We start from the raw sequence: 12,647 nt of genomic DNA, 5'->3' as shown, positions 1-12,647 counted from the left end.
AAAAAGCTTGCTTCCCTTTTTTTATGCGCGGGGCTTATTGCGTTGGTGTCCGACGGGCTGCGTTTGTTCGTCGCCGGGTCTTGTCATACACTTGGTTTCATCGCATTTTTCAGGCCTGGACCAATGAAATTTTCCGTACTTGCCGCATTGTCAGGCCTGGCCTGCGCGGCCATCGTGCAAGCGGCCCCGACGTCAGATGACGTCTATGTCTGCATCGGTCAGAACGGCGTCGCGGAATATCGCAATACCGGCATCGGCAAAGGATGCCGCAAACTGGATATCCCGGCTGCGAGCGCCCCGGCGCCGACCAAACGTGCTGCACCGGGCAAGCCGGCAGCGACGACGGGGCAGGCTGTGACCGCAAGCGCTTTTCCCAAGGCCGACGGCCAGGTGCAGAAAGCGCGCGACAGCGACCGCAAACTGATATTGCAGGACGAACTCAGGCAGGAAGAGGGCAAACTGGCGAGCCTGAAGGCGGACTACAACAACGGCGAGCCCGAGCGGCGCGGCGATGAGCGCAACTATGCAAAATACCAGGAACGCGCTGCCGCCATGAAGGACGACATTGCCCGTTCGGAGCGCAATGTGGACGCGCTCAGGCGCGAAGTGGGCAAGCTGCGTTAATCCGTAAAAGCGGCGCGCAAGCCGGGAAGTCAGTGGCGCTGCAGCCTTGCCCAAATCTTGCTTTGCTGAGAGGAAGCTGACAAATCTGTGCGCACGGCCACAAGCCGCGACGACCTACTTGATGCGGCATTACTACAGGTACTTACGGAACGCATGAAAACAACTTTACCTTCACTCGACGGTCTTGACCTGCTGGCATCAGCAGTCATCATTCTCGACGCCAACGGCGGCATCGTATACGCCAACGCCGCTGCTGAAAACCTGCTGGAGAGCTCCTTCAAGGTGCTGTCCCAGCAAAAGCTCAGCGAACTGTTCCTCAACGGCAAAGAGCTGGCCACCTTGTTCTACCAGGCGGTTGAACATCAATTCGCCGACAAGCGCCTCGATCTCGTGCTGGAGCGCATCGGCCGCGAGCCGCTGCAGGTCCATACCATCGTCACCGCGCTCGACAACGCCGACACGCCGGTGCTGCTGGAGCTGCGGGAAAACGTCCAGCAACTCAAGCTCGATCGCGAAGAGCGCCTGCTCGACCAGAGCCAGGCCAACAAGGAACTGATCCGCAATCTCGCGCATGAAATTAAGAATCCGCTCGGCGGCATTCGCGGCGCGGCGCAACTGCTGGAACTGGAGCTGCCCGAGCGCCATCTGAAAGAGCTGCGCGAATATACCCAGGTCATCATCAAGGAAGCCGATCGCCTGCAAACGCTGGTCGATCGCCTGCTGGCGCCGCACCGGCGGCCGCACATCGTCGGCGACGTCAACATCCATGAAGTCTGCGAACGCGTGCGCAGTCTGATCCTGGCCGAGTTTCCCAACGGACTGACCATCAAGCGCGATTACGACCTGTCGATCCCTGAATTCCGCGGCGACAAGGAGCAACTGATCCAGGCCTTGCTGAACATCGTCCACAACGCTGCACAAGCACTCGCCGAACGCATCCGCACCGGCGACGGCGAACTGATTTTGCAGACGCGCGTGATGCGGCAAGTGACGCTGGCCAAGGTCCGATATCGGCTGGCACTAGACTTGCATATCATCGACAACGGCCCCGGTATTTCACCGGATATCCAGGACCGTATTTTTTACCCGCTGGTATCCGGTCGTGAGGGGGGCAGCGGTTTGGGATTGACGTTGGCGCAAACATTCGTTCAGCAGCACATGGGGGTGATCGAATGCGAAAGCCGGCCGGGATGTACGGATTTCAGGATATTGATTCCGCTTCCCTGATGGTAGTTCATCGGGTGAGCAGGGATCGGGCAGGGCAACACTGGCGTAAGCCTTTTACGCGACTTACACACGCTACTACACGCTATTACACGCAACGATAAGCAAGAAAAGATAACACTATGAAACCGATCTGGATTGTTGATGACGACGAATCGATACGCTGGGTATTGGAAAAAGCCCTCGCGCGAGAAAATCTCGCCACGCAAAGCTTTTCCAGCGCACGCGACGCCATGCAGGCACTGGAAAGCGGTACGCCGCAAGTATTGGTTTCCGATATCCGCATGCCCGGCGCCTCCGGCCTGGAGCTGCTGCAGACCATCAAGGCCAAGCATCCCGGCATTCCGGTCATCATCATCACCGCATTCTCCGATCTCGATTCGGCGGTCTCGGCATTCCAGGGCGGCGCGTTCGAATACCTGGCCAAGCCCTTCGACGTCGACAAGGCCGTCGAGCTGATCCGCCGTGCATTGGAAGAGAGCCTGCGCGAAACCGATGTCGAGCAATCGTCGGCCAACGCGCCGGAGATTCTCGGTCAGGCGCCGGCCATGCAGGATGTGTTCCGCGCCATCGGGCGCTTGTCGCAATCCAACGTGACCGTGCTGATCACCGGCGAATCCGGCTCGGGCAAGGAACTGGTCGCACGCGCCTTGCACAAGCACAGCCCGCGCGCCGCGCAGCCCTTCGTCGCATTGAACACCGCAGCGATCCCCAAGGACCTGCTCGAGTCCGAACTGTTCGGCCATGAGCGCGGCGCCTTCACCGGCGCGCAGGCGATGCGCCGCGGTCGCTTTGAACAAGCCGAAGGCGGCACGCTGTTCCTCGATGAAATCGGCGACATGCCACTCGACCTGCAAACGCGTTTGCTGCGCGTGCTGTCGGACGGCCACTTCTATCGCGTCGGCGGCCATCAGTCGCTCAAGGCCAACGTGCGCGTCATTGCCGCTACTCACCAAAACCTCGAACACCGCGTGCGCGAGGGCCTGTTCCGTGAAGACTTGTACCACCGCCTCAACGTCATCCGCCTGCGTCTGCCAAGCCTGCGCGAGCGCAGCGAAGACATCCCGATCCTGGCGCGCCATTTCCTGACGCAAAGCGCGCGTCAGCTTGGCGTCGAAGCCAAGCGCCTGTCGCCGCAGGCGATGCAGTTCCTGTCGCAACTGGAACTGCCCGGCAACGTACGCCAGCTGGAAAACCTGTGCAACTGGATCACCGTCATGGCGCCCGGCCAGACCGTGGAAGTGAAGGATTTGCCGCAGGATCTGATCGAAGAGCGCAGCAGCAATTTCCAGCCGACGCACACACATACGCACACAACGTCATCGGCCGCGCCTGCCGAAGCACATGGCGGCGCCGGCGGGGGAGCGAGCTACGATAGCGATGGCGGCGCCGAGCGCAGCTGGATCAGCCTGCTGGAAACCGAAGCGGCGCAAATGCTCGCCGAAGAGCGCCCGGAAGTCATGGACATCCTCGGTCGCCAGTTCGAAGCGACGCTGATCAAGATCGCGCTCAAGCATACTCATGGCCGCAAGAACGATGCAGCCGTGCGCCTGGGCATCGGCCGCAACACGATCACGCGCAAGATCCAGGAACTCGGCATCGGCGGCGCCGAAGACGACTGAGCGGAAGAATGGAAGAAGGGGTTTGAGGAAAAGAGGGAACAGAACAAGCTGCAGTGCAGGGACAACATCTGCATATGCGATGCGGATCAATAACACCAAAAACATCAGGGCCGGTTTCAGCGATGAAACCGGCCCTTTTTTTCGATCCGCTTTTCCTTCACGCCGACCGGCTGGACCGGTCATGCGCGAAGTCGATCATCAACGCACGCGCAGGACGTAGCGCGCCGCCGTCGACGCGATCAAGCTCAAGGCCGCGCCGAAGATCACGAAGAAGCTCACCGACAGCTTGTTGCCGGTGAACTGGATCAGCCAGGTGATGATCAGGCCGGCGAAACCGCCGAACAGCATCACGGCGATGTTATAGCTCAGCGACATGCCGGTGCCGCGCGTCTGCACCGGGAACACATCGGCCAGCAATGCCGGCATGGAAGCGAAGTACATCGTCATCAGCACGCCGATCACGATCTGCAGCAACAGCAGGTTGACGAAGCTCGGCGCACTCGTCAGGAACACGAACATCGGATACGTGAACACCACGAACGCCAGGCTGCTGCCGATCATGAATGGCGTGCGGCCGTACTTGTCGGACAGCTCGCCCACCAGCGGTGAGAACACCATCATGATCAGCCCGGAGACGATCGTCGCCGCGTACGACGACCATGCCGGCATGCCCAGTTGCTTGATCGCATACGTCGGCATGTACAGCGCGAGGTAGACCGAAACGGTCGCCATGATCACGCTGCCGGTGCCGATCAGCAGACGCATTTTCTGGCTGGAGAAGGTATCGCGCAGCGGTGTTTCAGTGCGCTCAGCGGCGGCGAATTCCGGCGACTCATCGAGATGGCGGCGGATGTAGTAACCGGCAGGGCCGATCAGCAGGCCGAACAGGAACGGCAGACGCCAGCCCCAGGAATACAGCTGCTCAGGCGTCAGCAAACCGTTCAGTCCGGCGCCGAAAACCGCCGCCATCAGCAGGCTTAGCCCTTGGCTGGCGACTTGCCAGCTCGAGAAGAAGCCGCGGCGATGCGGTGCGTGTTCCACCAGGAACGCGGTCGAACTGCCGAACTCGCCGCCGGCCGAAAAGCCCTGGATCAGGCGCGCCAGCACGATACCGGCAGGCGCCCACAAACCGATGCTGGCGTAGGTCGGCATGAAGGCAATCATCGCGGTGCCGATGGTCATCAGCACGATCGACAGCGACAGCGCCGCCTTGCGGCCGACGCGATCGGAATACGCGCCGAGCACGACCGCGCCGAGCGGGCGCATGAAGAACGACACGCCGAAGGTGGCGAAGGTCACCAGCAACGATACGGTCTCGTTCTCGGTAGGAAAAAACAGTTTGGCGATGATCACGGCGAAGGCGCCGTAGATCAGCACATCGAACCATTCCAGCGCGTTGCCGATCGATGATGAAATGACCGCGCGCCAGGTTTGTGGATGTAACTTGACCGACTTGGCGTCGCCCGTGTTGGATGAACTGATGGCGTTCATGTGGCTCCCGGAGTGAGTGATTGAGATGATTTTTTTATGGTGAGGCATCGCACCACAAGGTGTTCACCGTCATGTTGTTTACACATGAACAATGCGTAAACAGTATGCCGTTGAGAGGTGCGATCGGCTGAGAATACGTGCATGCGCGCGCGACTGTCAATCAGGTTTCGCGCTCGAGGAAAAGTGTTTGCAGAAGCGTTCCTGCAGTGATTCCCGAAGAGTGGGAATCGCTGCCTATCTGCTTCACAGGTGAATCAACATCGGGGAGGTGTAAAGAGCGCCGTCCCACCGCAGGAGGTGTATTGACGCTTCAGTTTTTCTCGCCAAGACGACGCCACAGCGTTGTGCGGCTGATGCCCAGATAACTTGCCGCAGCGGTACGGTTGCCGTCGAAGCGCGCCAGCACATCCTGCAATGATTCGTCGGTGTCGGCATGCGCTGCACGCAAAACGGACGCCACGGGCGCCGTCGTTGTCGATACGTCATCACGCAAGATTTCCGGTGCGATGCGGCCGATCAGATTCGGCGTCAACGCCTGCAACGGTTCGGCTGCCAGAAACAGCGCCAGCCGCTCCATCATGTTGCGCAGCTCGCGAACGTTGCCGGGCCAGCGGTAGCGCGCCAGCAAGGGCGTGCAACGCAAGATCTCGGCATGCAGGTTGGCGTGCGGGCGAATGTCCATCGCCGCCAGCGCATTCTTCAGGCACCACTCCGCCAGCGGTGCAAGGTCGTCCGGCCGCTCGCGCAGCGGCGGCAGCGTCATGCGCAAGACGCTCAGGCGGTAAAACAGATCGGCGCGGAAGCGGCCGTCGCGTACGCGCGCATCGAGGTCGCAATGCGTGGCGCTGATGATGCGCACGTTGACCGGTATCGGCCGGGTGCCGCCCACGCGCACCACTTCGCGTTCTTCCAGCACACGCAGCAAGCGCGTTTGCAATGGCAGCGGCATCTCGCCGATTTCATCGAGCAAGAGAGTGCCGCGATGCGCGGCTTCAAACAGCCCGGCGCGACCGCCGATGCCGCGCGCGCAAGGTGTCGGCCACGGGAAGGATGCGTCCGCGCGTTGATTCCAGTTGCGTCAGGCGCGCCAGTTCCAGCGCGTCGTCGAACGCCTGGCGGATGCTGGCGGCGGAGTAGACGAAGATGCCGGCCAATCCCGCTTCCTGGGCCAGTCCCGTGATCAGGCCGGCGCCGACGATGGCCTTGATGCCGGCCGCTTTCAGTTCGTTGATTTGCGAGCGAGCGTCTTCTTCGGTGGCATAAGTGCGCTGCACGATGTTGAGGCCGAAGGTGTTCTGGAATTCGACCAGCGACGGCATGGTTTCCTGATAGGTGATCATGCCGATGTCGGGAGAAATCTTGCGCGCTTTCGCCAGCGCCTGCATGACATCGAAGCCGCTGGCCTTGGCAATGATCACGGGGACTGACAGCCGACTCTTGAGATAGGCGCCATTGGATCCTGCCGCGATCACTGCGTCGCAGTGTTCTGTCGCGAGGCGCTCACGGATATGCCGTACCGCATCTTCAAAGCCCAGCGGGATCGGCTCGATGTCCGCGCGATCATCGAACTCCAGCGTGATGTCGCGAAACAGTTCGACCAGGCGCGACACCGAAACTGTCCAGATGACCGGCTTGTCCGGGTTATCCCGAGAAGAGAAGGGAGGGCGTTTCATGTTTCATTCTGAGTGTTTCAAACGTTTCAAATGTAACACATTCCCGGCGTGAGTGTCGTCGAGGCAGGGATGCACTCCTGAGGAGGAAAATACATAAGTCGTTGATTTCACACGGGCTTGCGATGAAACATCGATTTCTTCCGCAATGCAACATCCGGTAGCGGCCGGCATGGCACGCGCATTGCAACAAGCACCGGCATTCACCTCGCTGAAACATGCAACGACAGACGCAACGACAGACGCAACTTCAAGGACTCCGTATGACCAACCTTTCTCAAACCACCAAACAAATTCTGCGCGACAAGGTCAATGCACGCAAAGGGCTGCTGGTCCCCGGCGCCTTCAATGCGCTGTCGGCGCGTGTGATTGCCGATCTCGGTTTCGAGGCTCTTTACATTACCGGCGCCGGCGTGACCAACATGTATTTCGGCATGCCGGATCAGGGCTTCATCGGCCTCAATGAATTGGCCGACCACACCGCGCGCATTCGCGATGCGGTGGAGATTCCGCTGATCGTCGATGCCGACACCGGCTTTGGCAACGCCCTCAACGTGCGCCACACCATCCGTACGCTGGAACGCGCCGGCGCCGATGCGGTGCAGTTGGAAGACCAGGTTTCGCCCAAGCGCTGCGGTCACTTCAGTGGCAAGGAAGTCATCTCCTGCGCAGAAATGGTCGGCAAGATCCACGCCGCCGTCGATGCACGCAGCAATGACGGCATGCTGATCATGGCGCGCACCGATGCGTGCAGCGTCCACGGTTTCGAAGATGCGTTGGAACGCGCGGCCCGCTACAGCGAAGCCGGCGCCGACATCCTGTTCGTGGAAGCGATCGAGACCGCGGATGAAATCCGTCGTCTGCCGCAAGCACTGGACAAGCCGCAACTGGTGAATCTGGTGATCGGCGGCAAGACGCCGATTTTCAACGCCGACGAACTGGGCGGCCTGGGCTACGGCATCGTGCTGTACGCCAACGCCGCGCTGCAAGGCGCCGTGGCCGGCATGCAAAAGGCGCTGACCGTGTTGCGCGACAACCATCGCCTCGACGAAGACCCGAATTTCGTGACGCCGTTTGCCGAACGCCAGCGCCTGGTCAACAAGCCGATGTTCGATCTGCTGGAAAAGAAATACGCGGAAAAATAATCCGGATTTACTAAAGAATTCATACCTCAATACATCATTCAGGAGATACGCATGAGCGAACCACAAGCACCGGCAACCGGCTTCAAACCGAAAAAATCCGTGGCGCTGTCCGGCGTCACTGCCGGCAACACCGCGCTGTGCACCGTCGGCAAGACCGGCAACGATTTGCACTATCGCGGTTACGACATCCTCGACGTCGCCGACAGCTGCGAGTTTGAAGAGATCGCCCACTTGCTGGTGCACGGCAAGCTGCCGACCGCGGCCGAGTTGAAGGCCTACAAGGCCAAGCTGAAAGCACTGCGCGGTCTGCCGGCCAACGTCAAGGCGGCGCTGGAATGGCTGCCTGCAGCATCGCACCCGATGGACGTGATGCGCACCGGCGTGTCGGCATTGGGCTGCGTGCTGCCGGAAAAGGATGACCACAACACGCCGGGCGCGCGCGACATCGCGGATCGCCTGATGGCCTCGCTGGGTTCGATGCTGCTGTACTGGTATCACTATAGCCAGAACGGCAAGCGCATCGAAGTCGAAACCGACGACGAATCCATCGGCGGCCACTTCCTGCACCTTCTGCACGGCGAAAAGCCATCCGAGCTGTGGGAAAAGGCGATGCACACTTCGCTGATCCTGTACGCCGAACACGAATTCAACGCCTCCACCTTCGCCAGCCGCGTCATCGCCGGCACCGGCTCCGACATGTACTCGGCCATCACCGGCGGCATCGGCGCATTGCGCGGTCCGAAGCACGGCGGCGCCAATGAAGTCGCGTTTGAAATCCAGAAGCGCTACGACAACCCTGACGAAGCGGAAGCCGACATCAAGCGCCGCGTCGAGAACAAGGAAGTCGTGATCGGCTTCGGCCATCCGGTCTACACCATCTCGGACCCACGCAACAAGGTCATCAAGGAAGTCGCCCGCAAGCTGTCCAAGGACGCCGGTTCGGTCAAGATGTTCGACATCGCCGAGCGCCTCGAAACCGTCATGTGGGACATCAAGAAGATGTTCCCCAATCTCGACTGGTTCTCGGCCGTGTCGTACCACATGATGGGCGTGCCGACGGCGATGTTCACGCCGCTGTTCGTGATCGCACGCACCTCCGGCTGGGCTGCGCACATCATCGAGCAGCGCATCGACAACAAGATCATCCGTCCATCGGCGAACTATGTCGGTCCGGAAGATCTGAAGTTCGTGCCGATCGGCAAGCGCAAGTAAATAGTACCCTTGGCAGTACATCAGTAACATCTGCAGCCTGTTGCGCCGACATAGACCGGCGCGCAGGCTGCCACTCTTACCTAAAGTTTTTCTCGGGATCGAGCCATGAATACCGCACACCGCAAACCTCTGCCCGGCACCAAGCTGGATTACTTCGACGCGCGCGGCGCAGTGGAGGCAATCAAGCCGGGCGCCTGGAACACGCTGCCTTACACCTCCCGCGTGCACGCCGAAAACCTGGTTCGCCGCTGCGACCCGGCCATCCTCAATGACTACCTGAAGCAGATCATCGAATGCAAGCGGGACCTGGATTTTCCCTGGTTCCCGGCGCGCGTGGTCTGCCACGACATCCTCGGCCAGACCGCGCTGGTCGACCTCGCCGGCCTGCGCGACGCCATCGCCGATCAGGGCGGCGATCCGGCCAAGGTCAATCCGGTGGTGCCGGTGCAGCTGATCGTCGACCATTCGCTGGCGGTGGAATGCGGCGGCTTCGATCCGCAGGCGTTTGAAAAGAATCGCGCCATCGAAGACCGCCGCAACGAAGACCGCTTCCACTTCATCAACTGGACCAAGCGCGCATTCAAGAACATCAACGTGATCCAGCCCGGCAACGGCATCATGCACCAGATCAATCTGGAAAAAATGTCGCCGGTCATTCATAGCGACAACGGCCTGGCGTATCCGGACACCTGCGTCGGCACCGACAGCCACACGCCGCACGTCGACGCGCTGGGCGTGATCGCCGTCGGCGTCGGCGGCCTCGAAGCCGAGAACGTCATGCTGGGCCGCGCCTCATGGATGCGCCTGCCTGAAATCATCGGCGTCGAACTTTCCGGCAAGCCGCTGCCGGGCATCACCGCGACCGACGTCGTGCTGTCGCTGACCGAATTCCTGCGCAAGGAAAAAGTGGTCGGGGCTTACCTGGAATTCCGCGGCGAGGGCGCCTCTGCATTGACGCTGGGCGACCGCGCCACGATCTCCAACATGGCGCCGGAATACGGCGCGACCGCGGCGATGTTCTTCATCGACCAGCAGACCATCGATTACCTCAAGCTCACCGGCCGTGAAGACGAACAGGTCAAGCTGGTCGAGACCTACGCCAAGCAAGCCGGCCTGTGGGCCGACAGCCTGGCCACGGCGCAGTATGAACGCACGCTCGGATTCGATCTGTCGACCGTGGTGCGCACGCTGGCCGGCCCGTCCAATCCGCATCGCCGCCTGCCGGTGTCGGCGCTGGCCGAACGCGGCATCGCCGTCGATCTCGACAAGGCGCAGGCGCAGGAAGCCGAAGGCCTGATGCCGGACGGCGCCGTGATCATCGCCGCCATCACCAGTTGCACCAACACCAGCAATCCGCGCAACGTCATCGCCGCCGGCCTGCTGGCGCGCAATGCCAACAAGCTCGGCCTGACCCGCAAGCCGTGGGTGAAGTCGTCGCTGGCGCCGGGCTCCAAGACCGTGGAGCTGTATCTCGACGAAGCGGGCCTGAGCACCGAACTGCAAAAGCTCGGCTTCGGCATCGTCGCCTTCGCCTGCACCACCTGCAACGGCATGTCGGGTGCGCTCGATCCGGTGATCCAGAAAGAGATCATCGAGCGCGACCTGTACGCCACCGCAGTCCTGTCCGGCAACCGCAACTTCGACGGCCGCATCCATCCCTACGCCAAGCAAGCCTTCCTGGCGTCGCCGCCGCTGGTGGTGGCGTACGCGATTGCCGGCACCATCCGCTTCGACATCGAGAAGGATGTGCTGGCCATTGTCGACGGCAAGGAAATTCGCCTGAAGGACATCTGGCCGAGCGACGAAGAAATCGACGCCGTGGTCAAGTCCTCGGTCAAGCCCGAGCAGTTCCGCAACGTCTACACGCCGATGTTCGCCGTACAGGTGGACAAGGGCGAAGCAGCCGCACCGCTGTACGACTGGCGCCCGATGAGCACCTACATCCGCCGTCCGCCCTACTGGGAAGGCGCACTGGCCGGTGAGCGCACGCTGTCGGGCATGCGTCCGCTGGCGGTGCTGCCCGACAACATCACCACCGATCACCTGTCGCCGTCCAACGCCATCATGGCCGATTCGGCTGCCGGTGAATACCTGGCCAAGATGGGCTTGCCGGAAGAAGACTTCAACTCCTACGCCACGCATCGCGGCGACCACCTGACGGCATTGCGCGCCACCTTTGCGAATCCGCAGCTGGTCAATGAAATGGCGGTGGTCGACGGCGAGGTCAGGAAGGGTTCGCTGGCGCGCGTGGAACCAGACGGCAAGGTCATGCGCATGTGGGAAGCGATCGAAACCTACCTCAACCGCAAGCAGCCGCTGATCATCGTCGCCGGCGCCGATTACGGCCAGGGCTCGTCGCGCGACTGGGCGGCCAAGGGCGTACGTCTGGCGGGCGTGGAAGTGATCGCGGCCGAAGGCTTCGAACGCATCCACCGCACCAACCTGATCGGCATGGGCGTGCTGCCGCTCGAATTCAAACCTGGGACCACCCGCAAGACGCTGGGCATCGACGGCACCGAGACCTTTGACGTGATCGGCAAGCGCACCCCGCGCGCCGACCTGACGCTGGTGATCATCCGCAAGAACGGCGAACGCGTTGAAGTGCCGATGACCTGCCGCCTCGACACCGGAGAAGAAGTCTCGATCTACGAAGCCGGCGGCGTGCTGCAGCGGTTTGCGCAGGACTTCCTGGCATCGACCGTCAAGGCCGCCTGATCGGCCTGACTGGATTGATCGACCTGACAATGACGAAAGCATACATATGACCCACGTACCTCAAATCAAGATTCCGGCCACCTACATGCGCGGCGGCACCAGCAAGGGCGTGTTCTTCCGCCTGCAGGATTTGCCGGCTGCGGCGCAGGCGCCGGGTCCAGCCCGCGACGCCTTGCTGATGCGCGTGATCGGCAGCCCCGACCCGTACGGCAAGCAGATCGACGGCATGGGCGGCGCCACCTCGAGCACCAGCAAGACGGTGATCCTGTCCAAGTCCACCCGGGCCGGGCATGACGTCGACTATCTGTTCGGCCAGGTTTCCATCGACACGGCGTTCGTCGACTGGAGCGGCAATTGCGGCAACCTGTCGGCGGCGGTCGGTCCGTTCGCCATCAGCAACGGCCTGGTCAATCCCGATCGGATTCCGGTCAACGGCGTTTGCATCGTACGCATCTGGCAGGCCAACATCGGCAAGACCATCATTGCGCACGTGCCGATCACTGACGGCCAGGTGCAGGAGACCGGCGATTTCGAACTCGACGGCGTGACTTTCCCAGCCGCCGAAGTGCAGCTCGAATTCATGGATCCTGCAGCGGAAGAAGAGGGCGCCGGCGGCGCCATGTTCCCGACCGGCAATCTGGTGGACGACCTGGAAGTGCCGGGTATCGGCACCTTCAAGGCGACCATGATCAACGCCGGCATCCCGGCGATTTTCCTCAACGCGGAAGACATCGGTTACACCGGCGCCGAATTGCAGGACGCCATCAACGGCGATCCCAAGGCCTTGGCGCGCTTCGAGACCGTCCGCGCACACGGCGCCGTACGCATGGGCCTGATCAAGCACGTCGACGAAGCCGTCAAGCGCCAGCACACGCCCAAGGTTGCCTTCGTCGCCAAACCGCGCGACTACACCGCATCCAGCGGCAAGAAGGTCGCCGCCGCCG

At 61.5% G+C, this 12,647-nt stretch carries 8 protein-coding genes and 1 pseudogene; 7 read left to right on the top strand and 2 right to left on the bottom strand.

The genetic code is table 11. From position 1 onward, the window contains the following. The 3 genes from HLUSI_RS0110865 to ntrC form a co-directional block, all read left to right on the top strand. The coding region (locus tag HLUSI_RS0110865; protein WP_238533973.1) for a hypothetical protein at nucleotides 1-624 on the top strand (624 nt) is incomplete at its 5' end. 153 nt (nucleotides 625-777) lie between these two features. After that, nucleotides 778-1,851 (top strand): nitrogen regulation protein NR(II), encoded by a 1,074-nt coding sequence (glnL, locus tag HLUSI_RS0110860; protein ID WP_016834006.1) that lies wholly within the window; start codon nucleotides 778-780, stop codon nucleotides 1,849-1,851. A gap of 119 nt (nucleotides 1,852-1,970) precedes the next feature. Further along, on the top strand, nucleotides 1,971-3,470 hold the full coding sequence (ntrC, locus tag HLUSI_RS0110855) for a nitrogen regulation protein NR(I) (RefSeq protein ID WP_016834005.1): 1,500 nt from the start codon (nucleotides 1,971-1,973) through the stop codon (nucleotides 3,468-3,470). A 198-nt stretch (nucleotides 3,471-3,668) separates the two neighbouring features. Here the strand turns inward: ntrC and HLUSI_RS0110850 are convergent, their stop codons facing one another. Next, entirely contained in the window at nucleotides 3,669-4,961 is a 1,293-nt protein-coding gene (locus HLUSI_RS0110850; RefSeq protein ID WP_016834004.1) for an MFS transporter, read from the bottom strand. A 310-nt stretch (nucleotides 4,962-5,271) separates the two neighbouring features. Beyond that, a pseudogene (locus tag HLUSI_RS28080) lies at nucleotides 5,272-6,634 on the bottom strand (PrpR N-terminal domain-containing protein). Between the two features lie 260 nt (nucleotides 6,635-6,894). On the opposite strand from HLUSI_RS28080, the gene HLUSI_RS0110840 reads away from it, so the two are divergent. From HLUSI_RS0110840 to prpF, 4 genes are all read left to right on the top strand, one after another. Next, nucleotides 6,895-7,776, top strand: a complete 882-nt coding sequence (locus tag HLUSI_RS0110840; RefSeq protein ID WP_016834003.1) for an isocitrate lyase/PEP mutase family protein — start codon at nucleotides 6,895-6,897, stop codon at nucleotides 7,774-7,776. A 51-nt stretch (nucleotides 7,777-7,827) separates the two neighbouring features. Beyond that, nucleotides 7,828-8,988 (top strand): bifunctional 2-methylcitrate synthase/citrate synthase, encoded by a 1,161-nt coding sequence (gene prpC / locus HLUSI_RS0110835; protein WP_016834002.1) that lies wholly within the window; start codon nucleotides 7,828-7,830, stop codon nucleotides 8,986-8,988. A 105-nt stretch (nucleotides 8,989-9,093) separates the two neighbouring features. Beyond that, on the top strand, nucleotides 9,094-11,703 hold the full coding sequence (gene acnD, locus HLUSI_RS0110830; RefSeq protein ID WP_016834001.1) for a Fe/S-dependent 2-methylisocitrate dehydratase AcnD: 2,610 nt from the start codon (nucleotides 9,094-9,096) through the stop codon (nucleotides 11,701-11,703). A gap of 46 nt (nucleotides 11,704-11,749) precedes the next feature. After that, on the top strand, nucleotides 11,750-12,647 hold an 898-nt coding region (gene prpF, locus HLUSI_RS0110825), incomplete at its 3' end, for a 2-methylaconitate cis-trans isomerase PrpF (protein WP_016834000.1).

Source organism: Herbaspirillum lusitanum P6-12, from assembly GCF_000256565.1.
Taxonomy (GTDB): Bacteria; Pseudomonadota; Gammaproteobacteria; order Burkholderiales; family Burkholderiaceae_D; genus Herbaspirillum; species Herbaspirillum lusitanum.
The sequence above is the reverse complement of the archived record's forward strand: the minus strand, read 5'-3'. Positions and strand labels throughout refer to the sequence as shown.